At 73.4% G+C, this 25,103-nt stretch carries 17 protein-coding genes; 7 read left to right on the plus strand and 10 right to left on the minus strand.

The features are described from left to right. Positions 1-85: 85 nt before the first annotated feature. Both ACZ6N8_RS02260 and ACZ6N8_RS02265 read right to left on the minus strand, forming a co-directional pair. Positions 86-2,629: a bifunctional FO biosynthesis protein CofGH gene (locus tag ACZ6N8_RS02260; protein ID WP_466006965.1), complete on the minus strand. Its 2,544-nt coding sequence runs from the start codon at positions 2,627-2,629 to the stop codon at positions 86-88. Between the two features lie 274 nt (positions 2,630-2,903). Next, positions 2,904-3,917, minus strand: a complete 1,014-nt coding sequence (locus ACZ6N8_RS02265) for a hypothetical protein (RefSeq protein WP_466006966.1) — start codon at positions 3,915-3,917, stop codon at positions 2,904-2,906. 98 nt (positions 3,918-4,015) lie between these two features. On the opposite strand from ACZ6N8_RS02265, the gene cofD reads away from it, so the two are divergent. Both cofD and ACZ6N8_RS02275 read left to right on the plus strand, forming a co-directional pair. Continuing rightward, complete coding sequence (gene cofD, locus ACZ6N8_RS02270; RefSeq protein ID WP_466006967.1) at positions 4,016-4,963, plus strand: 2-phospho-L-lactate transferase; 948 nt, start codon at positions 4,016-4,018, stop codon at positions 4,961-4,963. Beyond that, complete coding sequence (locus ACZ6N8_RS02275; RefSeq protein WP_466006968.1) at positions 4,960-6,048, plus strand: coenzyme F420-0:L-glutamate ligase; 1,089 nt, start codon at positions 4,960-4,962, stop codon at positions 6,046-6,048. The genes cofD and ACZ6N8_RS02275 overlap by 4 nt, the downstream gene beginning before the upstream one ends. A 15-nt stretch (positions 6,049-6,063) precedes the next feature. Here ACZ6N8_RS02275 and ACZ6N8_RS02280 read toward each other — a convergent pair whose 3' ends face one another. Both ACZ6N8_RS02280 and ACZ6N8_RS02285 read right to left on the minus strand, forming a co-directional pair. Continuing rightward, positions 6,064-7,062 (minus strand): winged helix-turn-helix domain-containing protein, encoded by a 999-nt coding sequence (locus ACZ6N8_RS02280; protein ID WP_466006969.1) that lies wholly within the window; start codon positions 7,060-7,062, stop codon positions 6,064-6,066. A gap of 276 nt (positions 7,063-7,338) precedes the next feature. After that, positions 7,339-8,397, minus strand: coding sequence for a hypothetical protein (locus ACZ6N8_RS02285; protein ID WP_466006970.1), 1,059 nt, complete (start codon positions 8,395-8,397; stop codon positions 7,339-7,341). A gap of 39 nt (positions 8,398-8,436) precedes the next feature. Between ACZ6N8_RS02285 and ACZ6N8_RS02290 the strand changes: the two genes are divergently transcribed. Beyond that, entirely contained in the window at positions 8,437-9,054 is a 618-nt protein-coding gene (locus tag ACZ6N8_RS02290; RefSeq protein ID WP_466006971.1) for an NUDIX hydrolase, read from the plus strand. On the opposite strand, the gene ACZ6N8_RS02295 is transcribed toward ACZ6N8_RS02290, so the two are convergent. Next, the gene (locus tag ACZ6N8_RS02295) at positions 9,023-10,117 is read right to left on the minus strand and encodes a mannose-1-phosphate guanylyltransferase (protein ID WP_466006972.1); all 1,095 of its coding nucleotides are present in this window, start codon (positions 10,115-10,117) and stop codon (positions 9,023-9,025) included. The two genes, ACZ6N8_RS02290 and ACZ6N8_RS02295, sit on opposite strands and share 32 nt — an antisense overlap. Before the next feature lie 62 nt (positions 10,118-10,179). Continuing rightward, on the minus strand, positions 10,180-11,325 hold the full coding sequence (locus ACZ6N8_RS02300) for a glycosyltransferase family 4 protein (RefSeq protein ID WP_466006973.1): 1,146 nt from the start codon (positions 11,323-11,325) through the stop codon (positions 10,180-10,182). A gap of 154 nt (positions 11,326-11,479) precedes the next feature. Between ACZ6N8_RS02300 and ACZ6N8_RS02305 the strand changes: the two genes are divergently transcribed. Continuing rightward, on the plus strand, positions 11,480-12,169 hold the full coding sequence (locus ACZ6N8_RS02305) for a TIGR03089 family protein (RefSeq protein ID WP_466006974.1): 690 nt from the start codon (positions 11,480-11,482) through the stop codon (positions 12,167-12,169). A 119-nt stretch (positions 12,170-12,288) separates the two neighbouring features. Here the strand turns inward: ACZ6N8_RS02305 and ACZ6N8_RS02310 are convergent, their stop codons facing one another. Together ACZ6N8_RS02310 and ACZ6N8_RS02315 are read right to left on the minus strand one after the other, a co-directional pair. After that, positions 12,289-14,271: an acetoacetate--CoA ligase gene (locus tag ACZ6N8_RS02310; RefSeq protein WP_466006975.1), complete on the minus strand. Its 1,983-nt coding sequence runs from the start codon at positions 14,269-14,271 to the stop codon at positions 12,289-12,291. A 142-nt stretch (positions 14,272-14,413) separates the two neighbouring features. Further along, positions 14,414-14,932: an acyl-CoA thioesterase gene (locus tag ACZ6N8_RS02315; RefSeq protein ID WP_364367858.1), complete on the minus strand. Its 519-nt coding sequence runs from the start codon at positions 14,930-14,932 to the stop codon at positions 14,414-14,416. A 23-nt stretch (positions 14,933-14,955) separates the two neighbouring features. Here ACZ6N8_RS02315 and ACZ6N8_RS02320 point away from each other — a divergent pair, with 23 nt between their 5' ends. Next, entirely contained in the window at positions 14,956-15,627 is a 672-nt protein-coding gene (locus ACZ6N8_RS02320) for a hypothetical protein (protein ID WP_466006976.1), read from the plus strand. 31 nt (positions 15,628-15,658) lie between these two features. Here ACZ6N8_RS02320 and ACZ6N8_RS02325 read toward each other — a convergent pair whose 3' ends face one another. Both ACZ6N8_RS02325 and ACZ6N8_RS02330 read right to left on the minus strand, forming a co-directional pair. Continuing rightward, on the minus strand, positions 15,659-16,939 hold the full coding sequence (locus ACZ6N8_RS02325) for a multidrug effflux MFS transporter (RefSeq protein WP_466006977.1): 1,281 nt from the start codon (positions 16,937-16,939) through the stop codon (positions 15,659-15,661). Positions 16,940-17,124: 185 nt separating this feature from the next. After that, a complete protein-coding gene (locus ACZ6N8_RS02330; protein WP_466006978.1) occupies positions 17,125-18,294 on the minus strand; it encodes an acyl-CoA dehydrogenase family protein in 1,170 nt (389 codons plus the stop codon). Between the two features lie 250 nt (positions 18,295-18,544). Here ACZ6N8_RS02330 and ACZ6N8_RS02335 point away from each other — a divergent pair, with 250 nt between their 5' ends. Both ACZ6N8_RS02335 and ACZ6N8_RS02340 read left to right on the plus strand, forming a co-directional pair. After that, positions 18,545-19,972, plus strand: a complete 1,428-nt coding sequence (locus ACZ6N8_RS02335) for a UDP-glucose dehydrogenase family protein (RefSeq protein WP_466006979.1) — start codon at positions 18,545-18,547, stop codon at positions 19,970-19,972. Positions 19,973-20,123: 151 nt separating this feature from the next. Continuing rightward, entirely contained in the window at positions 20,124-25,019 is a 4,896-nt protein-coding gene (locus ACZ6N8_RS02340; RefSeq protein ID WP_466006980.1) for an SCO7613 C-terminal domain-containing membrane protein, read from the plus strand. Positions 25,020-25,103: the final 84 nt, after the last annotated feature.

Raw genomic sequence — 25,103 nt, forward strand, 5'->3', positions numbered from 1 at the left:
CCCCTCGGGGGACACCGGCGGCGATCCTCGCCGCGACCGCCGCCGGCACCGCGTGGTACGGCCGGCGGCGGGAAAAGGTTCGACCTCAGGGCCGGACGTGACCGTACGCGGTCGAACGCTTGCGCGCCGGTCGCCCGGCCGCCGTCGCGATCGCCCGCAACTGCTCCTCGGTACGCGCCGACCCGTTCCCCGAGCCGGCCATGCGGGAGATGGTCTCCTCCATGAGCGTGCCGCCCAGGTCGTTGCAGCCGCCCTGGAGCATCGCCACGGTGCCCTCGTCGCCGAGCTTCACCCAGGAGCACTGGATGTTGTCGATCCGGCCGTGCAGCAGCAGCCGGGCCATTGCGTGCACCACCCGGTTCTCCCGCCAGGTCGGCCCGGGGCGGGCGATCCCGGCCAGGTAGATCGGGGCGTTCGTGTGCACGAACGGCAGCGCCACGAACTCGGTGAACCCACCGGTGCGGTCCTGCACCCCGGCCAGCACCCGGAAGTGCGCCAGCCACTGCCCGGGGTGGTCGACGTGGCCGTACATCATCGTGGAGCTGGACCGGATGCCCAGCTCGTGGGCCGTGCTGACGACGTCGACCCAGGCGGCGGCCGGGAGTTTGCCCTTGGTCAGGACCCAGCGCACGTCGTCGTCGAGGATCTCCGCGGCGGTGCCCGGGATGGTGTCCAGCCCGGCCTCACGGAGCTGGGTCAGCCACTCGCGGACCGGCACGCCGGCCTTCGCGGCGGCGGTGACGATCTCCATCGGGGAGAAGGCGTGCACGTGCATCTCCGGCACGCGGGCCTTGATCGCGCGGACGATGTCCGCGTACCCGGTGACCGGCATCTTCGGGTCGATGCCGCCCTGGAGGCACACCTCGCTGGCACCTGCCGTCCACGCCTCCTCGGCCCGGTCGGCGACCTGGTCGACCGAGAGGCGGTACGCGTCGGCGTCCCGCTCACGCTGGGCGAACGCGCAGAAGCGGCAGCCCACGTAGCAGACGTTGCTGAAGTTGATATTGCGGTTGACCACGTAGGTGACGTCGTCGCCTACCGTGTCACGGCGGACGTCGTCGGCGAGCCGGCACAGCTCGTCCAGCGCCGGGCCGTCCGCCCCGAACAGCGCCAGCGCCGCGTCGGTGTTGCCGGGCTCCAGCAGCGCCGCCGGATCGTCCGCCGCCAGCCGCAGCCCGGCAGCCAGGTCACGGTCAGCGCCGCTTCCGGCCGCCACCGGGGGTACGCCCGTGCGCCGCGCCTCCGCCTCGGGCGTGACCTTGCCGGCGACCTCGGACCAGTCGCCGTAGACACTGTCGAAGTCGCCGCGCCGGTCGTCGGTCCGGCCCGTGGTGTCGATGGTGGCGTGCAGGTCGGTCCGCCCGCCGAACACCTCCTCCGGCTCCTGCCACGGGTGGCCCTGCGGCATCGCCGACTCGACAGCCATGCCGGTATCCGGGTCGGCGAGGGCGTTCACGTGCGGCGACAGCCGAGGGTCGAGCCACGGGTCGCCGGCACGGACGTACTCGGGGTAGATCGTCAACCGCTCCCGCAGCGTGAACCCGGCCAGTTCGGTGTGCCGGGCCAACTCGTCGATCTGCGGCCAGGGTCGTTCCGGGTTGACGTGGTCCGGGGTGAGCGGCGAGACACCACCCCAGTCGTCGATCCCGGCGCGCAGCAACAGGTCGTATTCGCCGGCGATGAGGTTCGGTGGGGCCTGGATGCGGGCCTTCGGGCCGAGCAGCAGCCGCGCCACCGCCACCGTGGCGGCCAGGTCGTGCAGCTCCGCGTCGGGCATGCCGCGCATCGCCGTGTCCGGCTTGGCGCGGAAGTTCTGCACGATCACCTCCTGGAGGTGGCCGTACTCCCGGTGGGCGCGACGGATCGCGAAGAGGGCGTCGACCCGCTCGGCCGGAGTCTCGCCGATGCCGATGAGGATGCCCGTGGTGAACGGCACCCCGACCCGGCCCGCGTCGTCGAGCACCCGCAGCCGGACCGCGGGCTCCTTGTCCGGTGAGCCGTAGTGCGGGCCGCCCGGCTCGGACCAGAGCCGGGTGGCGGTGGTCTCCAGCATCATGCCCATGCTCGGCGCGACAGGCTTGAGCCGTTGCAGCTCCGACCAGGACAGCACGCCAGGGTTGAGGTGCGGCAGCAGCCCCGTCTCCTCCAGCACGGCCACCGCGCAGGCGCGCAGATAATCCAGTGTGGAGTCGTAGCCGCGCTCGTCCAGCCAGCTCCGCGCCGCCGGCCAGCGCTCCTCGGGCCGGTCGCCGAGGGTGAACAGCGCCTCCTTGCAGCCCTGCGCCGCGCCCTCACGGGCGATCGCGAGGACCTCGTCACGGTCGAGGAAGGGCGCCGGCAGCCGGTGCGGCACGGTGGCGAACGTGCAGTAGTGGCAGCGGTCCCGGCAGAGCCGGGTCAGCGGGATGAAGACCTTCTTCGAGTACGTGACGACGCCCGGCCGCCCCGCGTCACGCAGCCCGGCGTCGCGGATCCCACCGGCCACCCGGAGCAGCTCGTCGAGGGCGTCACCGCGGGCGGAGAGCAGCGCGGTCGCCTCGTCGACGTCGAGGGCCCGCCCGGTCGCGGCCCGGCCCAGGGCCCGCCGCACGCTCGCCTCGCTCGGGCCGGAATGGGTGCGATCAACCATCCACTCACCCTATGCGCCGCGCGTGCCCGCACCACCAGCCCCGGCCCGCACCGTGGGAAACGGCACCCGCTCCTGGTGACGTGCTGCGTCGGTGGGAGGGGCAGGCACCCCCGTGCCGCTCCTTTGCTCTGCTTCAACGGACGCAACACCGCACGTCCGATATCCGGACACCGGGTGTTGCGTCGGTTGAAGCAGAGCAAAGGAAGACCCGAACACCGCCGTCCCCGGAGGGATGCGGCGGTGTTCGAGCGGCTCTGCTGGCGCTGGCGCTGGCTCAGCGAGGCTGGTCGGGGTGCTCGCCCGGGTTGATGTGCTGGGTGCGGTCGGTGTCCGTGTCCGTAGGGCGGCGGATCGCCTGGGTCGGGTCGGCGGACGTCGGGTCGCCGGGCGCCGGGGCAGCGGACTGACGCGGGATGGTCTGCGTCGGGTCGGCCGACGGCGGCTGCCCGAACGGCGGCGCGGCCGGGCCCGGCGGTGCCGACTGGGGGGCGGGGTGCGCCGGAGGTCCCGACTGCGGGAACGGCGGCGCGGACTGCGGTGCCTGGAACGACTGCGCGGACTGCGGGTGCGCCGGGGGCCCGGACTGCGGGAACGGCGGGGCCGACTGCGGCGCCTGGAACGGCGGGGACGGCTGGCCGTACTGGCCGGCCTGCGGGTAACCACCCGCCTGCGGGTAGCCGCCCGGCTGGCCGGGAGCGGGCCATCCACCCTGGGGCTGGCCACCGGGCTGACCCGGCCACCCGCCCTGCTGCTGCGGCCAACCTTGCTGGGGCTGGCCGTACACGCCCGGCTGCGCCTTGGGCTTGGGCACGTAGTACAGGGTGCGCCAGAGCGTGAAGACCACCCAGGCGGCGACCGCGAAGATCACCATCCAGGCGAACCGGGTGAGCACGCCCAGCAACGCGTCGAGGACCTCGGCCTCGGCCAGCCGGCCCACCGTCCAGACCAGCAGGGTCAGCGTGCCGAACAGCGCGCTCACCGCGTACTCGCCGAGGGCCACCTGGGTGATCAGCTTGGCCTTCGGCAGCACCGGCGAGATGTGGGTGGCCAGCAGCACGGCCAGCAGCGGCAGGACCACCGCCTCGATCCCGACGAACGCGAAGAAGGCGCTGCCCGCGCGGTCGGTGAAGTCGCTGTAGTCGTTCGGGGCGATCAGCCGGAGCAGGCCCACGAAGAGGAACACGGCGTTGGCGCCCAGCAGGGCGAGCGCAGCCAGTTCGCGTAGTGGCCTGGTCAGCTGGCGGGCCTGCGTCGCGTCGGTGGACGCGGGCTCGGCGGGGCTGGTCACGAGGTCCCCCTCGGGGCGTGGACGGACAAGGCGCACGTGAGCCTAGTCTCCCGGGCCACTGGCGGCCCGGAGGCGTCACGTGCGCGAGGATGGTCGACATGCGCATCGTGGTACTGGCCGGCGGCATCGGCGGCGCCCGGTTCCTGCTCGGCGTCCGGGCGTACGCCCGCGAGGTCGGCGCCGAGGTGACCGCAGTTGTCAACGTCGGCGACGACCTGTGGCTGCACGGGTTGAAGATCTGTCCCGACCTGGACAGCGTCATGTACACCCTCGGCGGTGGCGCCGATCCCGAGCGGGGCTGGGGCCGGGTCGGGGAGAGCTGGACGGTCAAGACGGAGCTGGCCGCGTACGGGGCGGAGCCGACCTGGTTCGGCCTCGGCGACAAGGACATCGCCACCCACCTGGTCCGCAGCACCATGCTCAACGGCGGCTACCCGCTCAGCGCGGTCACCGAGGCGCTGGCGACCCGCTGGGAGCCGGGCGTACGCCTGCTGCCGGCGACCGACGACCGGCTGGAGACCCACGCTGTCGTCGAGGACGACCAGGGGCAGCGGGCCATCCACTTCCAGGAGTGGTGGGTGCGGTACCGGGCGGACATCCCGACGCACCGTTTCGTCTTCGTGGGCGCGGAGACGGCGAAGCCGGCACCCGGGGTGCTGGACGCCATCGGCACCGCCGACCTGGTGCTCATCGCACCGAGCAACCCGGTGGTGAGCGTCGCGCCGGTGCTGGCCGTACCGGGGATGCGCGAGGCCGTGGCGGACGGCCCGGCGCCGGTGGTGGGTGTGTCGCCGATCATCGGCGGCGCGCCGGTGCGGGGCATGGCCGACAGGTGCCTGGCCGTGCTCGGCGTCGAGTGCAGCGCGGCGGGAGTGGGTCGGCTCTACGGGGGCCGACCGGCTGGTGGTCTGCTGGACGGCTGGCTGGTCGCCGAGGAGGACTCGGGCGCGGTGGTGCCGGAGGTGACGGTCCGCGCGGTGCCGTTGCGGATGACCGACGAGGCGGCGACGGCGGCGATGGTCCGCGCCGCGGTGGAGTTGACGTGAGGCTGGAGATCCTGCCGGTGCTGGGCATCGGGCACGTGACCGAGGGCGACGACCTGGCGGCGTTGATCGCGACCGCCGCGCCCTGGCTGCGCGACGGCGATGTGCTGGTGGTCACCAGCAAGATCGTCTCCAAGGCCGAGGGTCGGCTTGTCGACGTTCCGGCGGACGGGCCGGAGCGGCTCGCCGCGCGCGACGAGGTGTTGGCGGCGGAGACCGCACGGGTGGTCGCCAGCCGGGGGCCGACCCGGATCGTGCAGACCCACCACGGCTTCGTGATGGCCTCCGCGGGCATCGACGCGTCGAACGTGGACAAGACCCGACTGGTTCTGCTTCCGGTGGACCCGGACGCGTCGGCCCGCGCGCTGCGCGCCGCGCTGCGCGAGCACTACGGGCTGGACGTCGCCGTGGTCATCACCGACACGATGGGGCGGCCCTGGCGCAACGGGCTCACCGACGTGGCGCTCGGGGTGGCGGGGATGCCCGCCATCCGCGACCACCGGGGCGAGGTCGACCCCTACGGCAACGAGCTGCACCTGACGCAGATGGCAGTGGTGGACGAGCTGGCCGCCGCCGGCGAGCTGATCAAGGGCAAGTGCGACCAGGTCCCGGTCGCCGTGGTCCGGGGCTACCTCTCGACCACCGACGCCCCGGACGGCGATGGCGCGAAGGTGCTGGTGCGTGACGCCGCGCAGGACCTCTTCTCCCTCGGCACTGCCGAGGCCCGCGCGGCCGGTCTGGCCGACGCCGTCACGCTGCCCGACGGTCCCGGTCCGACGCCTGCCGATCCGGAGGCCACGCGACGGGCGATCGAGGCGGTCGCCGGCGTCGTCGCGCCCGGCACGGTCTTCACCCTTGTCGACGAATCGGAGGTACGCGCCGGACTGATCGCCGAGGTGCCCGGGTGGCCGGACGGGGCCACGGCCCTGGTGCTCGGCTCGCCGCCGGCCCCTGTCGAGCCGATGGACCTGGTCCGCTTCGGCGCCGACCTGCACCGGCTGCGCGTCGCCCTGGCCGCCGAGGGCATCGGATCGACCCTGCTCCCTCCGCCGTCCGGCAGCACGGCGAGCGCCACGCTCGCCCTGTGACCCGTCCGGCCGCGCTCAGGCGTCAAGCATGGCCCGGCCGAGCGGGGTCAACGTGTGCAGAACCCGGTTGCGGTCACGGTGGCTGACGAGCAGGCCGGCGTTGCGCAGCACCGTGGCGTGCTGGCTCGCCGCCGCCGGTGAGATGTTGAGCTGACGGGCCACCTCGCCGGTGGTGCAGCCGTCGTCACTGGCCTGCAACACCGCCGCCCTCGTCCGCCCGAGCAGCGCGGCGAGCGAGTCCCGGCCGGCGCCTGTCGCACCCGGTGCGGTGCCGTTGGCCGGGGCCAGCCCGCCCAGCCGGTCCACCGGGTAGACGAGCACCGGCGGCAACGCCGGATCGAGCAGGGCGACAGGGGTGCTCGCGCAGAAGAACGACGGCACCAGCAGCAGTCCCCGGCCGTCCAGGTACAGCTCCCGGTGGTGTGGGTAGTCGCGAACCTCGAGGACCCCACCCTCCCAGCGCATCGCCGGCCGGAGGCTGGTGAGCAGCCCCTCCACGCCGCCGTCGAGCAGCGCTCGCGCCCGACGGGCCCGGTCCGCCGCCACCGCCGCCTGGATCCGGTGCCAGTACGGGCCGATCGCCAGCGACCGGTACTGCTCCGTCGACTCGGCGAGGTGGTGGAGCGTCGCCACGTCGCCGCGGGCCAGCGCGGCGGCCGACGACGGCAGCGGGGTTTCGGCGGCAAGCACACCCAGGTCCCGTCGCAGCAGCTCGACGGGGGTGCTGCGGACCGCGTCCAGCCCGGCCTCGAAACCCTCGACACTCGCGTACGGGGTGAGGAAGTCGGGGAAGTACCCGCGCGGCGGATTCAGCGCGAAGAGCAGCCTGAGCTGCTCGGAGGCGGCGTCCTGGCGTAACTCCCGGCTCACCGTGCGTCGCCAGGACGACGTCAGTGGGTCGCGGTTGCGGCCCTGCAACGCGTGCAGGCTGAGGACCAGCTCCCAGACCGGGTCCGCCGCCGGGGCCACCCGGGTCCGGAGGATGTCCTCGCCCGAAAAGTGGATCTTCAGCATGGAGCACTCCCGTGTCGCCGGCAGGGGGATGCCGGGTGACCGTTCGACTCTACCTGCCCGGCAGTTATCTCCATCTTTAAGCCTGAGATGAAAAACCTCGACGCCTCCCGGGACAGTTCGGCATGCTTCCAGTGCCCGAGCACGGCACCGGTACGTCGTGGACGTATCCGGCGCCTGGGCGCCGGGGCCGGGGAGGACCGGTGATCGGGCGGCACCACGAGGGTCTGCGGCCCTTGCTCCGCAGAGGTGCCGTCCGATCATTTCGCCGAATTCCGCTCACCCCACCCACAACGCGACCCGGTGGTCCTCGTCGGTGACGTAGAAGACCTGCCCGTCCAGCGTGGCCAGCCCCTCGACATGGTGGAACGGCGCCAGCTCCGCCACAACCTCCCCGTCGAGCAGGTACGCGTCAGGCACCGCGCCGCCCGACCCACCCGCCGGCAACCGGAACCGGACATGCCGCGACGTGACGTCACCCCCACCCGGATGGTCGTCGAGCAGCACCGAACCCTTGCCCAGCGCGTCGATCGACCCGATCACCGCGTCGTACCCGCCGTCCGAGGTCGGCGCGATGGCCCGGAACCCGGCCAACGCCCCCGTCGGGGTCACCCCGCTCACCGCGTACGCCCCCAGCGCCCTGGGCCACGCCGGCTCGACCGCGAACATGTCCGGGACGCCAGCCACCTCCACCACGATCGGCTCACCGGCCGAGGTGACCGGGAAGCGCAGCCCCAGCAGCACCGTCCCGGCCGGGGTGAACGCCGCCGCCTCCACGTTCAGGGGCAGGTCGTCCGGGGCCAGCCGGGTCACCCAACTCTTCGCCCGGGCCGTCCCCCGGGCCAGGGTCTCCACGATGAACCGGTCCCGTACCCGCTCCCCCGGCGGCAGCAGGCTCAGCGGCGCCACGGCGAGAGCGTCGTTGACCGCCCGGTGCAGCCGGAACCGGTTACGGACCACCTGCACCGGCAGCGGACCGACCGCCGCGTCGTCCTCCCGGAACCGGGCCACGAAGGCACGCCGGGGGCGCAGTGGGCCGGCCTTCGACCCGAAGTGCGAGCCGAAGACGTACACCCAGCCGTCGTGGTGGGCGAGCGCCTCGCCGTCCTCGGTGCGGCCGTTCTCGGCCCCGGCGTCCGCCACCACGTGCCGGGCCGTCCACCCGCCGCCGTCCACCTCCAGCAGCAGCGCCAGGCAGCGCTCCACAGGCCCCTCGTCCAGCACCGTCCAGAAGCCCCGCCGGGCGCCGTACGCGCGCAGCAGCGCCGCCGAACGCACCGGCAGCAGATCGCTGGCCTCGTTGCCGGCCACCACGAATTCGACGAGTCGCAGGGTCACCGCGCCAGGGTACGGAGCGGGCGCTCGTACAGTGGCGAGGTGCCCGACACCGCGCTCACCGGCCCCGCCGCCCACCCGACCGACGCCGAGACGTACGCCGCGCTGCACGCCGACGCCGCCGCGCTGCTCGGCGGCTGGCAGCCCACCAGCCCGGACGCCGCCACCGCCCGCGAGAGGACCCTCGCGATACTTTCCGCCGGCCCGGTCGCGATGAGCAGACAGCACCGCCCCGGTCATCTCACCGCCAGCGCGCTGATCCTCGACCCGACCGGCTCGCGGGTGCTGCTCTGCCTGCACGGCAAGTTCGGCATGTGGGTGCAGCTCGGCGGGCACTGCGAGCCGACCGACGAAACCCTGGTGGCCGCCGCGCTGCGGGAGGCCACCGAGGAGTCCGGGATCGACGGCCTGCGCATCGACCCGGTACCGATCGACGTGGACGTGCACCAGGTCGCCTGCCAGGGCGGCTCCCTGCACTTCGACGTCCGGTTCGCCGTACTCGCGCCGCCCGGCGCGGTGGAACAGGTGAGTGACGAGGCCGAGGCGCTGGGGTGGTTCCCGCCGGACGCGCTGCCCGAGCCGCTGGCCGGCGGGACCGCTCAACTCGTCGCGCCGGCCCTCGCGGCCCTCAGACGTAGCCCTCTTCGCCTCGCTCCTTGAGCTTGTCGACCAGGGCCTTCACGTCCTGGGCCCGGTCGCGCGGACAGACCAGAACCGCGTCGGGAGTGTCCACGACGATCAGGTCACGGAGCCCGAGAACGGCCACCATCCGGCCGGACTGCGGGACCACCACCAGGTCGGCGCTGTCGTGCAGCAGCACGCCCGGCTTGGTGTCGGCGCTGCCGAGCACCACGTTCCCCGCCTCGTCGGCCGGCAGTACCTCACCGAGGGTGTGGAAGTCGCCGACGTCGTTCCAGCCGAAGTCACCAGGCACCGTGGCCACCCGGCCCGCGGTGGCGGCGCCCTCCATGACCGCGTAGTCGACGGAGATCTTCGGCAGGGTCGGCCAGATGGCACCGAGCACGTCGTCCTGCTCGGGGGTCCCCCAGGCGGCGGCGATGGCGGTGACACCGGCGTGCAGCGCCGGCTGCTGGCGGGCCAGCTCGGCGAGGAACACGTCCACCCGCCACACGAACATGCTGGCGTTCCACAGGTGGCGTCCGGAGCGGACGTACGCCTCGGCGACGTCGACGGCCGGCTTCTCCTTGAACTCCGTGACGGCCCGCCACGGCGTGCCGTCGGTCTCCTCGCCGGTCTCCAGGTACCCGTAGCCGGTCTCCGGCCGGGTCGGGGTGATTCCGACGGTCATCAGCAGGCCCCGCTCCGCGCCGAGGGCGGCCTCCCGGACCGTACGCACCCAGCTCTCCGGGTCGCCGATCAGGTGGTCGGCGGCGAAGCTGCCCATCACCGCCTCCGGCTCCCGCAACGCGATCACCGCCGCGGCAAGCGCGATCGCCGCGCAGGAGTCCCGTGGGGACGGCTCGACGAGGATGTTCTCCTCGGGCAGACCGGTCAGTTGCCGGGCCACCGCCGCGACGTGCGCGGCGCCGGTGACCACAAGGGTGCGTTCGGCGGTGGTCAAAGGCGCGAGTCGGGCCACCGTCGCCTGGAGCAGCGAAGCGTTGGTGCCGGTCAGCGGGTGGAGGAACTTGGGGTGGCCGGCGCGGGACAACGGCCACAACCTCGTGCCGCTGCCACCTGCCGGGATGACCGCATAGAGCATCCGCACATCATGCCCGACGGATGTCGGGCCGGTGGCCGGGTCGCCCACCGAGCACTCGACGCTCACGAACGGGCGCGACTCCACGCGGCGATGTGCACCTCGGCGCTGGACTCCCAGGTGAACTCCTTGGCCCTGTCGAAACCGGCCTTCGCCAGCGTCAGCCGGCGCTGTTCGTCGTCCAGCAGGGCGGCCAGGTCGGTGCCGATCTGCTCCGCGTCCTCCGAGGTGTACGCGACCGCGTCGCCGCCCACCTCGGGCAGCGACAGTCGGGGCGTGGTCAGCACCGGCGCGGCGCACGCCATGGCCTCGAGGATCGGCAGGCCGAATCCCTCACCGTAGGACGGGTAGGCGGCGACCAGCGCGCCTCCGAGGAAGCCGGGCAGGTCGGCGTAGCGCAGGTAGCCGGGGCGCAGCAGGCGCAGGTGCGACGGGACCTCGGCCACCGCCCGGTCGATGTCGTCGTCGTGGCCCTGCCCGCCGGCGATCACCAGCGCCGGCGGGTCGTCCCGGTCGGCCACCGCGCGCGCCCAGCCGCGGATCAGGTTGGGCACGTTCTTGCGCGGCTCCTTGGCGCCGAGGAAGGCGACGTAGCTGCTGTTGCCGAGCCCCAGCCGGGCGCGCACCCGTGCCTTCTCCTCCTCGCTGGGGGCGTGGAAGGCGGCGTGGTCGACCCCGTGGTAGGCCACGTCGATGCGGGTCGGGTCGGCGTCGAGCAGCCTGATCAGCTCGTCCCGGGTGGCCTTGCTGGGCACGATCACCCGGTCGGCGCGGCGCAGGGAGGTCTTGATGGCGCTGCGGAAGAACGTCCGGCGGGACTTGTCGTAGTGCTCCGGCTCGGTGAAGAACGTCGCGTCGTGCACGGTGACCGTCACCGGACAGCCGGCCCGCAGCGGGCAGGTGTAGAAGGGCGAGTGGAGGACGTGCGCGCCCACCTGCTGGGCCAGCAGCGGCAGGCCGGTCTGCTCCCAGGCGAGGCGCGCCGGGCGGTGCGCCACGGCGGCCGGCGCCGGGATGATCTCCGCGCCGGGCAGCATCCGGGTGTACCGCTCCAGGTCGGTGCGGAGGCTGACAACTGCCAGCTCCACCCCCGACCCGCAGACCTTGCCGAGGGCACCGAGCAGACCGTCGACGTATCGACCGACACCACCACGGTCGGCGGGGACACTCGTGGCGTCGATGAGCACGCGGGGCGGGCGACCGGCGGTCACGGGGCGACTCCTTGAACTGGCGGGTCTGTGGGGAACAACACTCCGGGGGTAAAGCCTACGCCGGAGTACGGGACCGACGCTGACTGCGACCCGACCGTACGCCGACTTGTCATCGTCTTCGAGTACGGCTCCCGGGGGCGTATCGTTCGCGCCGATGGCCGACAACATTGCCCGCGTCTTCGCCGACGCGATCGCGACCGACCCGACCCGACCGCTGCTGACCTGGTACGACGACGCCAGCGGCGACCGCACCGAACTGTCCGGCGCCACACTTGCGAACTGGGTGGCGAAGACCGCGAACCTGCTCGTCGACGAGGTGGGCCTCGCGCCGGGCTCACCGGCGGGGGTGTTGCTGCCTCCGCACTGGCAGACCGCGGCGGTGCTGCTGGGTTGCTGGTCGGCCAAGGTGAACGTCACCGACACGCCCGGCGACGTGGAGGTCCTGTTCGCCGCCGCCGACCGGTTCGACGAGGCGCAGTCCTGGTCGGCGGCCGAGCAGTACGCCCTGGGCCTCGCGCCGCTCGCCGCACCGCTCCGGCAGGTACCGCCCGGGTTCGCCGACTACGTGGTCGAGGTACGCCGCCACGGTGACCACTTCACCCCGCAGCCCCGGTCGGGTCCCGCCGACGCGCACCTGCTCGCCCGCGCCGAGGCACGCGCCGTGGAACTGGGCATCGAGCCCGGCGCGCGGGTCCTCGTCGACGCCGACCGCTACCCCGACCCGGTCGACTGGCTCCTCGCGCCGCTGACCCGCGCCGCGACAGTGGTCCTCTGCGCCAACCCGGACCCCACCCGCCTGGCCGCCCGTGCGACCACGGAAAAGGTCACCCGCGCACTCCCGTGACCCGCTCGCAGGACCTCCGGGCGGAATCCGGCCGTCGAGGTCGGCGGGTGCGCAACGCGCCCTTTGACCAGGGCGGGGCGGGGCACGGCCGGGTCGATGGGGCCGGCACCCGGCAACTGTCAGGCGGGAGCGCTGTCGGTGGCTCGGCGTTGGGCCAGGGCGGCGAACGCCGTCAGGGATTCGGGGTTGGCCAGGGCGCCCTTGGCCGCCGCCCGGTCGACAGGGGTGCCGGTGAGGATCTTCTTGACCGGCACCTCCAGCTTCTTCGCCGACAGGGTGCGGGGTACGGCGCGTACCTGGTGGATCTCGTCGGGCACGTGCCGGGGCGAGAGTGCGGTCCGCAGCTCCCGGCAGATCTTCCCGCGCAGCTCGTCGTCCAGCTCCCGGCCCTCGGCCAGCACCACGAACAGCAGCAGCTCGCCGGCGCCGCCCTCGTCGTCCTCCAGGTGCACGACGACCGAGTCGACGACCTCGTCGAGGCCCTCGACCACCGAGTAGAACTCGGCGGTGCCCAACCGCACCCCACCTCGGTTGAGGGTGGCGTCGGAGCGTCCGGTGATCACGCAGCCGCCCCGCTCGTTGATGGTGATCCAGTCGCCGTGCCGCCAGACGCCCGGGTAGACGTCGAAGTAGGCCTCGCGGTAGCGGGTGCCGTCCGGGTCGTTCCAGAAGCCCACAGGCATGCTCGGCATCGGCTCGGTGATCACCAGCTCACCCAGTTCGCCGATCACCGGGGTGCCGTCGGCGGACCGGGCCTCCACCTTCGCGCCCAACGCCCGGCAGGCGATCTCACCGGCGTACACAGGCAGGAGCGGCACCCCTCCGACGAAGCCGGTGCACACGTCGGTGCCGCCGGAGAGCGACTGGAGCTGCACGTGGTCGCTCACGGTGTCGTACACCCATCCGAAGCCCTCGGCGGGCAGGGGCGCGCCTGTGGAACCGACGCCGCGCAGCGCGGACAGGTCGGCGATGTCCCGGGGCACCAGGCCGGCCTTGCGGCACGCCAGCAGGAACGGCGCGGAGGTACCGAAGTACGTGGTGCCGGTCTCGGCCGCCAGCCGCCACAGCCCACCCAGGTCGGGGTGGCCCGGGTTGCCGTCGAACAGCACGATGGCGGCGCCCACCGCCGGCCCGGACACCAGGAAGTTCCACATCATCCAGCCGGTGGTGGTGAACCAGAAGAACCTGTCGGACGCGCCCAGGTCGTGGTGCAGGGCGAGCATCTTCAGGTGCTCCAGCAGGATGCCGCCGTGCCCGTGCACGATCGGCTTCGGCAGACCTGTGGTGCCCGAGGAGTACAGCACGTACAGCGGGTGGTCGAACGGCACCGGCGTGAACGTCAACGGCTCGTCGGTGGGCGCGGCCAGGTCGGCCCAGCCCAGCGCGCCATCGGGGACGGGGCCGGCCGGGTCCAGGTACGCGATGCTGACGGTGTGCCGCAGCGACGGCAGGGCCGCGCGGATGGCGGCGACCTCGGCACGCCGGTCCACAGGCTTGTCGCCGTACCGGTAGCCGTCCACGGCGACGAGCACTGTCGGCTCGATCTGCTGCCAGCGGTCGGTGACACTGCGGGTGCCGAACTCGGGCGCGCAGGACGAGAAGATCGCCCCGAGGCTGGCGGTGGCCAGCAACAGGACGTACGTCTCCGGGATGTTCGGCGCGTACGCCGCCACCCGGTCCCCGGCGGTGACGCCGAGCCGGCGCAGCCCGGCCGACACCCGGCGGACCTGCTCGCGCAGCTCCGCGGCGGTCAGCGTGACGGGCGCGCGGGTCTGACCGTGCGCGATCACCACCGGGTCGTCGTCGGCGCGGCCGGGCATCCGCAGTACGTTCTCCGCGTAGTTGAGCGTTGCCCCGGGGAACCAGCGGGCGCCGGGCATCCCCCGCTCGGCCAGGGTGGCGGTCGGCGGGGTGTGCGCGATCACCTCGAAGTGGTCCCAGATCGAGCGCCAGAACCCGTCCAGGTCGGTGGTGGACCAGCGCCACAGCGCGTCGTAGTCAGCGAAGTCCAGCCCGCGGTGCTCGCGCAGCCAGCGCAGGTAGTCGCCGATCCGGGACCGCTCGCGTACGTCCGCCGGCGGCGCCCACAGCATGTCACCCACTGCTCAACCCTCCCCTGGCCCGGCACGACACTGTGAATGGGCCGTGGCGCCATCTTGCCCTACCTCGAAGCGTCATTCTGCGCACCGGGTACGCCGATCGACGCGTGCGCGGCCCACACTCCACCCGGCCCACCCATGTGGTTCAGCCAGCGCGGTGGGCCTGGATGGCCCGGCGACGGGCCAACCGGTGGGCGCGCCGGATCTCCGCCTCCTTGTACCGGCGCTCGTCCTCCGCCGTCTCGGGCAGCACCGGACGGACCATCCGCGGCGCGCCGCCCACGTCCACGCCGACGAAGACCAGGTACGCGGTGGCCACCCGCACCGGCGTGTCCTCGGCCGAGTCCCAGCGCTCGGCCACCACCCGTACGCCCACCTCCATCGAGGTCTGTCCGGTCCAGTTCACCTGGGCGTGCGCGTGCACGAGGTCGCCGACCCGGACCGCCTCGGAGAAGACGATCTCGTCGATCGCCGCGGTGACGGCCGTACCGCCGCTGTGCCGGGCGGCCGCGGCTCCCGCCACGTCATCGACGAACTTCATCAGGACTCCGCCGTGCACGGTGCCGTAGAGATTCACATCGACAGCCGTCATGATCTTGCTGAGAGTGACGCGGGAGTACGACGTCGGCTTGCCGGTCGGAGCGGCGGAGAGGTGCTCGGTCATGCCGGAAACGGTACGGTGCGCGGATGCGACATCTCTGGAGCTTCCTCGCCGGGCTGGTGGTGGCGCCCATCACCTGGGTGCTCGTCACGCTGGGGCAGGACGGGTCGAGCCGGACGGTCGACCGCTGGGTGGAGATCGGCACCTTCAACACCGCCAACCTGATCGAGCCGGCCGTCTACCTCGGTGTCGGCGGTGTCCTGCTCGGCCTTCTCGGCACGCTGCGCTTCTCGCCGCTGGGCCCGCTGGTTGCCGGGCTGCTGCTGGTCATCCCGTACGTCGGGATGTTCGTGGCGCCGTTCGAGGTGCGTGACGCGGTCCCGCAGGACTGGAAGGTGTTCGGCGATCCGCTGCCGCTTCGGCTGCCGGTGGAGAACGGCACGCTCTTCCTGATCGGCATGCTGCTGCTGATGGCGACGTTCAGCCGCCAGCGCTGGCGGCAGTGGCCGCAGCCGGCGACCGGGCCGGTCGAGGCCCCCGCGACGACGCCGACGGACGGCCCCCGCAGCGACAACTTCACCCTGACCGACTGGCCGCCCGCCGAGCCCGCCGAGCGGGAGACCGCTCCGCTCACCCTCGGTTACCCGGCCGACCCGACGCCCACCGAGCCGCTGCCGCGCCGGGTGGGTGGCGAATCGCCGTGGTCCGCGCCGCCGCGTGGGCAGTCCCGCCCCGAGGACACCACCGAGATCCGTTGATCGCCGGGCGGGCCGGGCAACCGGCCCGCCCCTAGTGCAGGGCGACGGCCAGGTCCGGGTCGACCGTGCCGAGGGCGGCGCGGGGAACGACCAGGACCATGACCGCCAGCGCCGCGGCCATGCCACCCGCGACGACCATCGCCATCGGTACGCTCCCCGTGCCGAACAGGCCGGCGAGGGGCGCCGACAACGCGCCGACGCCGAACTGCACGGCCCCGAGCAGCGCCGCGGCGGTCCCGGCGGCCTCACTGTGCCGGCTCATGGCCAGCGCCGGAGCGTTCGGCAGGGCCAGGCCGGCGGCGGCCAGGACGAGCCACAGCGACGCGAGCAGGGTCCCCAGGCCACCGATGCCGGTGACGGCGAACAGCACCAGCAGCAGCCCGGCGGCCGTACCGGCGACCAGGGCGCTGACGAGGATCTGCTGCGGGGTGTAGCGGCGCAGCAGCCGCACGTTGAACTGGGTGGCCGCGATGAGGCCCACGGCGCCGGCCCCGAAGGCCAGGCCGAACTGCTGCTCGTCGAGGCCGTACTGGTCCTGCAGGACGAAGGACGACCCGGACACGTACGCGAACAGCGACGCCATGGCCAGCCCGGCGACGAGCACCAGACCGACGAAGGCCCGGTCGTTGAGCAGCCCCCGGTAGTCGCGCATGGTCGCCGCCACCCCGCCGTGGCGGCGTCGCGTCACCGGAAGGGTCTCCGGCAGTCGCAGCGCGGCGACGACGATCAGCAGGGCGCCCAGCACGGCCAGCGCCGCGAAGACGCCCCGCCACTCCGTCCAGCGCAGCAGGCCGCTGCCGAGCGTCGGCGCGAGGATCGGCGCCAGCCCCATCACCAGCATCAGGCGGGAGAAGATCCGCGCGAAGGACGCGCCGCTGAACAGGTCGCGGACGACGGCCGTGGCGACAACGGTGGCGGCCGCGACGCCGAGACCCTGGAGCACCCGCAGCGCGCCGAGCACGGCGATGTCGGGTGCGAAGACGCACAGCACGGAGGCCACGATGTGCACGCCCAGGCCGGCGAGCAGTGGCAGGCGCCGGCCGACCACGTCGGAGACCGGCCCGATCAGCAGCTGGCCGAACGCGAGGCCGAGCAGCGTGCCGGTCAACGTCAACTGCACGGCGGTCTCGGTGGTCTGCAGGCCCGCGGTGATGGCGGGCAGCGCCGGCAGGTACATGTCGATTGTCAGGGGGCCGATCGCGATCAACGCGCCCAGCACCAGGACGAGTTGGACGCGTTCGCGGTTGGTCATGAGGTCGCCGGGCAGCGCCTCCACGTCGGGGGCGGTCTTCTCCACCAGCTGCTTCGTCATCTCGATCTCTCTGGGTCAGGTCGTACGTCGTGGGGCGAGCAGTGGTGGGGATCGGTTTCGGTGATTCTCACGTGCTGACAACGTCACAGACCCGTATGACATCCCCACTGTGGGGGGACTCACGGGCGCACGACGACCGCCCCACCGCCGGCGCGGGCGGTGGGGCGGGTGTGATCGGGTGGCGGCTAGGCGATGCCGGCAAGCAGTTGACGTGCCATGACGATGCGCTGCACCTGGTTGGTGCCCTCGTAGATCTGGGTGATCTTGGCGTCCCGCATCATCCGCTCCACCGGGTAGTCCCGCGTGTAGCCGTAGCCACCGAGCAGCTGCACCGCATCGGTGGTGATCTCCATGGCGGCGTCGGAGGCGAAGCACTTGGCAGCCGCGCCGAAGTAGGTCAGGTCGGCGTCACCGCGCTCGGACCTCCCGGCGGCCGCGTACGTGAGCTGCCGGGCCGCCTCCAGCTTCATGCCCATGTCGGCGAGCATGAACTGGACGCCCTGGAACTCGGCGACCGCCTTGCCGAACTGCTTGCGCTCGGCCACGTACCCCTTGGCGTAGTCGAGCGCGCCCTGCGCGATCCCGACGGCCTGCGCGGCGATGGTGACCCGGGTGTGGTCCAGGGTCTTCATGGCGGTGGCGAAGCCGGTGCCCTCGGCGCCGATCATGCGGTCGGCGGGGATCCGCACGTTGTCCAGGTAGACCTCGCGGGTGGGCGAGCCCTTGATGCCGAGCTTCTTCTCCGGGGCGCCGAAGCTCACCCCGGGATCGGACTTCTCGACGACGAAGGCCGAGATGCCCCGGGACCGGGCGGCCGGGTCGGTGACGGCGAAGACCGTGTAGAACTCGGACACACCGGCGTTGGTGATCCAGCGCTTCACGCCGTTGAGCACCCAGTGATCCCCGTCACGCACCGCCCGGGTGGTCATCGAGGCCGCGTCGCTGCCCGCCTCCGGCTCGGAGAGGCAGTACGAGAACATGGCCTCGCCCGCCGCGACGGCTGTCAGGTAGCGGCGCTTGAGGTCCTCGGAACCGGACAGCAGCAGCGGCATCGTGCCGAGCTTGTTCACCGCCGGGATCAGCGAGGAGGACGCGCAGGCGCGGGCCACCTCCTCGATCACGATGGCGGTGGCCAGCGCGTCCGCGCCCGCCCCGCCGTACTCCTCGGGGATGTGCGGCGCGTGGAAGTCGGCGGCCCGCAGCGCGTCGTAGGACGCCTTGGGGAACTCGCCCGTCTCGTCGGCCTCGGCGGCGTGCGGGGCCACCTTCGCCGCGCAGACCTCACGGACCGCCTCCCGGATCGCCTGGTGCTCCTCGGGCAACCGGTAGACGTCGAACGACTCGCCTGCGGCCATGTCGGCCCCTCCCCTTCACCGCTATCATGCGCAGTCTGTGACGTCTCCTGACCGCCGAACGCGCAGACTGAAGACTAGCGACTGCAGTTCAGGTGATGTTACCGGCGCGTAGGTATGGGCATGACGGAGCACCCACGCGGCTGGGCGATGATGGAAGACAGACAGTGAGACATCCCTCCGGTGCCCGCCCAGGCGCCGCAGCAGAATGCGACGCGACGACGCGCCGCCAGTGCGAGCGGAGAAGACAGGCGTGACGATCCCCTACCCCACCATCCAGCCGACCCCCGCCATCGCCGCGGTGACGCCGCCTTCGGGCGCACCTCGGCCGCGGGTGACGTTCCTGGGGACCGGATACCTCGGTGCGACGTACGCCATCTGCTACGCCGAGCTGGGCTACGAGGTGCTCGGGTTCGACGTCGATGCCGACAAGATCGCGATGCTGAACGCCGGTCAGGTGCCGATCCACGAGCCCGGCCTGGACGAGCTGCTCAAGCGCAACCTCGCCGCCGGCCGCCTGCGGTTCAGCACCGACATCGCCGAGACCGCCGAGTTCGGCGACGTGCACTTCATCTGCGTCGGCACCCCGCAGCGGGCCGGCGGGATGGGCGCCGACCTGTCGTACGTCGAGGCGTCGGTCACCAGCCTCGCGCAGCACCTGACCCGCAAGGCGCTGATCGTCGGCAAGTCCACCGTGCCGGTGGGCACCGCCGAGTGGGTGGAGCAGCTGGTCGGCAAGCACACCCCCGGCGACCTGGGCGTCGAGGTGGCGTGGAGCCCCGAGTTCCTCCAGGAGGGCTTCGCCGTCGACGACGTGCTGCGCCCCAACCGGATCGTGGTCGGCGTCAAGAGCGAGTGGGCCAACGGCATGCTCTACGCCGCGCACAAGGGCGTCTTCGACCTGGCCGCCACCGAGGACCGCGAGGTGCCCCTGGTGGTCACCGACTTCGCGACCGCCGAGCTGGTCAAGGTCGCCGCGAACGCCTTCCTCGCCACCAAGATCTCCTTCATCAACGCGATGGCCGAGGTGTGCGAGGCCTCCGGCGGCGACGTCACCCAGCTGGCCCGGGCCATCGGGTACGACCCGCGGATCGGCAACCGCTTCCTCCAGGCCGGTCTCGGTTTCGGCGGCGCCTGCCTGCCCAAGGACATCCGCGCATTCCAGGCCCGCGCCCAGGAGCTCGGCGCCGGTGAGGCGCTGCGGTTCCTGCACGAGGTCGACCTGATCAACCTGCGCCGCCGTACCCGGGTCCTCCAGCTCGCCGCGGACCTGCTCGGCCGCCGCTCCGGGCCGGCCGGTCCGGACTTCTCCGGCACCCGGATCGCCGTGCTCGGCGCCACCTTCAAGCCGAACACCGACGATGTCCGCGACGCCCCGGCGCTCGCCGTCGCCGCGCTGTTGCAGAAGGCCGGCGCCGACGTGCACGTGTACGACCCGCAGGGCACCGAGAACGCCCGGCGCGCCGTGCCCGAGCTGACCTACGAGGTCGGCATCAACGAGGCGGTCGCGGAGGCCGACCTGGTCTGCGTTCTCACCGAGTGGGCCGACTTCCGCAACGCCGACCCGGTCGCCCTCGGTGAGCTGGTCGCCGGCCGCAAGGTCGTCGACGGCCGCAACTGCCTCGACTCGACACTGTGGACGCAGGCCGGCTGGGAGTACCGGGGCATGGGCCGCCCCTGACGGATTCGACGGCGACGGCCGGTCGCGGAGCACTCTCCGCCGCCGGCCGTTGTCGTTTGTTTGCCCCGGACCCGCCGACAAGTGTCGAAATCCGCGCCAGCTTTGGGCATGCTGCGACAGTGGGAGTCCACAGTGCGAGCGGAGGGGTGTCGTGGCGACCTTTCAGTGCACCTCGTGCGGTCGGGAGATAAAGCCGGCCGTGCGCTGCCCGCACTGCGGCGCCGACCAGCCGCAGTGGGTCGAGCACCTGGCGGACATCGAGCGCTCGATCGCGGAGATGAAGGCGCGCGACGCCGCCATCGCCCGCGAACAACGGCAGATCGCGGCCAAGATGCAGGCCGCGCTCTTCCAGCGGGACATCCTCGCGCACGCCGGTGAGGAACGGATCAAGCAGGCCACCAGGCCCCGCCGGGTGCTGCGTCGCCGTCCCGGCCGCCGCCCACCGACCGCCACCACCGGCGCCCCACCACGGGTGCCCCGCCAGGGCACACCGCACGCGCCGGAGGATCCGCCACCACCCCCGCCCCGGCCGTCCTGGCTGGACGCCGACGACCCGGAGCACCCGCCGGAGGCGTCGTCGCGGGAGGTGCAGAACATCCCCCTCGGGCTCGGTGCCCTGCTGCTCGGCGTGGCAGCGGTGGTCTTCGCCGCGGTGGCGACCAGCTCGATGGACGCGCTGGCCCGGCTCGGCATCCTGCTCCTGGCCACCGCGCTGATGCTGCTCGCCCCACCGGCGCTGGCCCGGCGCGGGCTCACCTCGACCGCCGAGACGATCTCCGCGGTCGGCCTGCTGCTGGTGCCGTTGGCCGGCAACGCGCTCTGGGCGGTGGACCGGATCGGCAACGGGGGCTCCTCCGGCGCCGTCTTCGCCGCGTTGATCTTCGCGGTCACCGCCGCCGTGGCGTACGGGTACGCCAGGTGGACGGGTCTGCGCGTACCCCGCTTCGCCACAGTGCTCGCCGCGCAGCCGGTGCTGCCCCTGCTGGCGTACGACCGGGTCACCGGGCCCGCCGGCTGGGCCCTGGTGCTGACCGTGGTCGGCGTGTTCGACCTGTGGCTGACCCGCTCCGGGGTGGCGTTCGAACGGCCCGTCCGGCAGGACCTGCCGGACCCGGTCGCGCCGAGCGCGCCCCGTCAACGTGACCCGGAGAGCCGACCGGAGGGCGACCCGGAGGAGGCAGCCGAGGTTGTCGACGCCACCCCCGGGTCCGCCGACCTCCGACCGACCCGCCCGGTGCCGGGGCTGCGCGAGCTGATCTGGCTGCTGCACGCGGCGGCGATCGCGGTCGCCCTCGCGTACGCGGTCACCGCCCTGCTGCGCGCACAGGCCGTGCCGACGGCGGTCAGCGCCGGAGCGGCGCTGCTGCTGGCCGCCGCGGTGGGGCTGGCCGGCGCGCTGGTGCTGCGACGCCCACCGCTGCCGGACGTCGCCGCAGGCATCCTCACCCTGGCCGTGATCGGCGCACTCGGCCGGGTCGTCTCGGTGGCGCTGCCCGGCCGGTCGCTGCTGCTCATCGCGGCGGTCATCACTGTCACCGGGCTGGCCGTCCGCGCGGTCCCCGAGGCCGCCCGGCGGGGCCCACAGATCGCCTCGGCGGTGGCGCTCACCGTCAGCGGGGTGGTGGTCGCCGGAGGCGCGCTGCGCGCCGGGGTGGCACCGGTCCGGGCGTCACTTCCCGCCTGGGCAGCGGACCTGGACCTCTACCCGGCCGAACTGGCCGCCGCTGTCGGTCCCACCGCCTGGCAGCTCGCCGCCGCCGCGTTCCTGCTCACCATCGCCGCCGTACTGGCCCTGCCACCGGAGATCCGCCGGGAGTTCGCGGTCGCCGGCGCGGCGCTCACCGCACTCGCCGTACCTGCCTCGTTCGGACTCGGTTGGGCGTCGGCGCCCTGGCCGATGGTCGTCACGGCGGTCGGCATCGGGGTGATCGGCCTCTCCGCGCGTACCAGCCGGGCCGCTCTGGCCCACGGTTCCGGCGCCGCGGTGGTGGGCCTGTTCGGCGCGGGCGCCAGCCTCGCCCGGCCGCCGCTCACCGCCGCGGTCCTGCTCACCCTCTTCGCGGCCGGCGCGCTTGTCGCGCTGGCGCCCCGGGTCCGCCTCGCCTCCGAGGCCGCCGACACGGTCGCCGCCTGGGCCGCCGGCGGCGCCGCCTTCGCGCTGCCCGGCGCGGTGGCCGCGTTCGTGGCCTCCACCGTGCCTGTCGATCCCACGCCCACCCCGGCGAGCCTCCGCGAGGCGACCGTCCCGGTGCTGGCGGCGAGCTTCCTGGCCGTCTGCGTGACCCTCGGGTACGCCGCCGTCGTGCAGGTCTCCCACCGCCGCATCCCCGCGCCGCTGTCGGTGGGCACCGGGCTCGGCGCGCTTGTGGTCACCGCCGCGGCCTTCGGCGCACCCGGCGCGACGGTCGCCGACGCGTGGGTGGGGGCGCTGCTGCTGGTCGCCGCCGTGCTGCTCTTCCTGGCTCCGTCGATCGACGCCGGCCGCCGTTCCGATCTCACCCTGGACGGCTCGGACCTGGCCGCGGCGGCGGTGACCACCGCGCTCATCGCGACGCTGGTACGCATCGCCGCGGTACTCACGCCGGGCGGGCAGCTGGCGGTGGCCGCCGGCCTCGTGCTCGTGGTGGCCGTGGGCGTCCGCGCCATGCCGCAGGAGTGGCGGCGCGGGCCGGTCCTCGGCATCGCCGTCGGCGGCGTACTCATCGGTGTGCTCGCCGGTTGGACGGCGCTGCGCGGCGGGGTGGGCGTGCTGGCGACTCCGGGCCCGATCTGGGATGGCGACCTGAGCGGCTGGCCGGCCGCACCGACCGGCGGGTCCACCTGGCAGGCCCCTGTCGCGCTGGCGCTGCTGGCCGTCGCCGCAGGCATCCTGCTCCCGCCGCCGTGGCGGTGGGACGTGTCCGGCGCGGCAGTGGTGCTCGCCACGATCGGCGCACCGGCCGCGTTCGACCTGCCCTGGTGGTCACCGGTCCTGGTCGGCGGCATGGTCGCCACCGTCTACGGGATGGCCTCGGTGGCCACCGAGGAGCCCCGCGCGGCGTTGTCCCGGGCCACCGTCGCCGGGGCGGTGGCGCTGCACGCGGCCGGGGCCGGTCTGGTCCGGCCGTGGACCACCGCGCTGGCGTTGGGCAGCATCGCGCTGATCGGCGTGGTGGTGGCCACGCTGGCCCGCGTCCTGGCCGGGCCGCAGGTGACCGACATCGAGACCGAGGGGATGCCACCGCACCTGGTGCAGATCGGCGGAGCGGCTATCGGCGCCGCGCTGCTGGCCCTGCCGGGGGCGGTGGCGGCGCTGTCCGCCGAGTTCGACCACTCGGCGCAGGTGGTGCTCACCGCCGCGCTTGCCGCCACAAGCCTCGGCCTGGCCGCCGTGGCGGCCGTCCGGCGCCACGTCCCGCAGTACCTGCCGTGGGCGAGCGTGGCGGTGGTCGGCGGGGCGACCATCAGCGCGCTCGCGGCGATCCCCACAGGCCTCGCCGCTGGTGTCTACGCGGCCGCCGCCGCCCTGCTCGGTGTGCTCGCCGAGCTGATCCGGGCCGCGACCGTGCCGCCGACCGGCTCGGCCCAGCCGGTCCGCCGGTGGTCGGTGCTGCTCAACGGGGCGCTGCGCCGGTTGCCCGACGACCCGGAGAACCGGCGGTGGCGGGTCAGCCCGTCCGCCGGCGCGCTGGCGGCGGCGGCTCTGCCGACCGTCCTGGCCCTCGTGTCGATCGCACCCGCCCTGGTCACCGCCCTGGTCGAGCCGCACCGCACGCTGGCTCGGATCTGGCAGGGGCCGCCACCGGAGCTGCTCACCCCACCCCCGGACGTGATCAACCCGACCCACGTGCTCACCGCGTTGCTGCTCACCGCGACCGCGGCGCTTGCCGCCACCGGTTTCAGTGGCGGACGGCGGTCCCGGGCCGTTCCGGTGGTGCTGCCCGGCGCCGCCGTCACCCTGCTGATCACGCCCATCGCGCTGGGCCAGGGCTGGCCGGCGAGCACCGTCGCCGCGCTCGCCGTCTTCACCATCGCGATGCTCGGTCTCGCGCTGACCCCGCCGCCCCCGCTTGTCGACCCGGCCCGCTCGCTGCGGCTCGCCCGGGTGCTGGTGTTCGTCATCGGGTTGACCGCCGGCAGCGCCGGTCTGGCCGGCAGCCTGGCCACCAGGGACATGACCCTGTTCACCCTCGGCAGCGCGGTAGCCGTCGGCACCGTGGGGGCGTTCTACGGCACCACCCAGCGGGCCCGCATCCTCGGCTGGCTCTTCGCCTCACTGATGGCGCAGCTCTTCGTGCTCACCGCCGGTCTGGTGGCCGGGCTGGCCGCCGTCTGGTCCGCGTTCGGGGTGCTCGCGGTCGGGGCGGCCCTCCAGGTGTGCGCCGCGACCCTGCCCCGCCTGCGCCGTCCGGAAGCGCAGCGCGAGGCCTCCACGGTGGAGTGGAGCGGGTACGCGGCCGCACTGATCGCCCTCGCCCTCGCCTTCGACTCGCCCCGGCACATCGCGGCCCTGCTCGCCGCCTGGGGGGCGGTCCTCGGCGTGGCCGCCACCCGGCCCGGCCGGCGGCCGGTGGAGCGCCGGATCCTGTTCTGGTCGGTGGTGGCCTGCGAGATCACCGCCTGGTGGATCCTCATGAGGGTCGCCGACGTCGCCCTGCCCGAGGCCTACACACTGCCGTTCGCCGCGCTGGCCCTGCTTGTCGGCGTCCTGGAGCTGCGCCACCGACCGGACCTCAGCAGCTGGGTGGCGTACGGGCCGGCGCTGGTCGCCGCCTTCGTGCCGACCCTGGCGATCGTGCTGGCCACCGAGTCGAGCACGTTGCGGCAGATGCTCCTGCTGCTCGGCGCCGTCGGGGTGCTGATCTTCGGTTCGTCCAGCCGGCAGCAGGCGCCGGTGATCGTCGGCGCGTCGGTCACCGCGATCGCCGCCATCCACGCCCTGTTCAGTCTCGGCCCGTGGCTGGCGCTGATCCCGGTCGGCATCCTGCTGCTGGTGCTCGGCGCCAGCAACGAACGCCGCCGCCGCGCCCAGGAACGCCTCCAGACGGCCCTTCGCGGCATGAGGTGAAACCGGAGGATCACGGCGGCGTGGCGGAGTGGGGACGGTGGGTGGGCCGGGCTCGTGGGCCGCTGCGACCCCGCCCTGCCCCAG

It is taken from the genome of Micromonospora sp. NPDC047521 (genome assembly GCF_055587305.1).

Bases quoted from the DNA above. Each gene is read 5' to 3' on its own strand.
- ACZ6N8_RS02260 (WP_466006965.1), bottom strand. From the start codon at position 2,629: ATGGTTGATCGCACCCATTCCGGCCCGAGCGAGGCGAGCGTGCGGCGG.
- cofD (WP_466006967.1), top strand. From the start codon at position 4,016: ATGCGCATCGTGGTACTGGCCGGCGGCATCGGCGGCGCCCGGTTCCTG.
- ACZ6N8_RS02280 (WP_466006969.1), bottom strand. From the start codon at position 7,062: ATGCTGAAGATCCACTTTTCGGGCGAGGACATCCTCCGGACCCGGGTG.
- ACZ6N8_RS02295 (WP_466006972.1), bottom strand. From the start codon at position 10,117: ATGCTCTATGCGGTCATCCCGGCAGGTGGCAGCGGCACGAGGTTGTGG.
- ACZ6N8_RS02305 (WP_466006974.1), top strand. From the start codon at position 11,480: ATGGCCGACAACATTGCCCGCGTCTTCGCCGACGCGATCGCGACCGAC.
- ACZ6N8_RS02315 (WP_364367858.1), bottom strand. From the start codon at position 14,932: ATGACCGAGCACCTCTCCGCCGCTCCGACCGGCAAGCCGACGTCGTAC.
- ACZ6N8_RS02320 (WP_466006976.1), top strand. From the start codon at position 14,956: ATGCGACATCTCTGGAGCTTCCTCGCCGGGCTGGTGGTGGCGCCCATC.
- ACZ6N8_RS02325 (WP_466006977.1), bottom strand. From the start codon at position 16,939: ATGACGAAGCAGCTGGTGGAGAAGACCGCCCCCGACGTGGAGGCGCTG.
- ACZ6N8_RS02330 (WP_466006978.1), bottom strand. From the start codon at position 18,294: ATGGCCGCAGGCGAGTCGTTCGACGTCTACCGGTTGCCCGAGGAGCAC.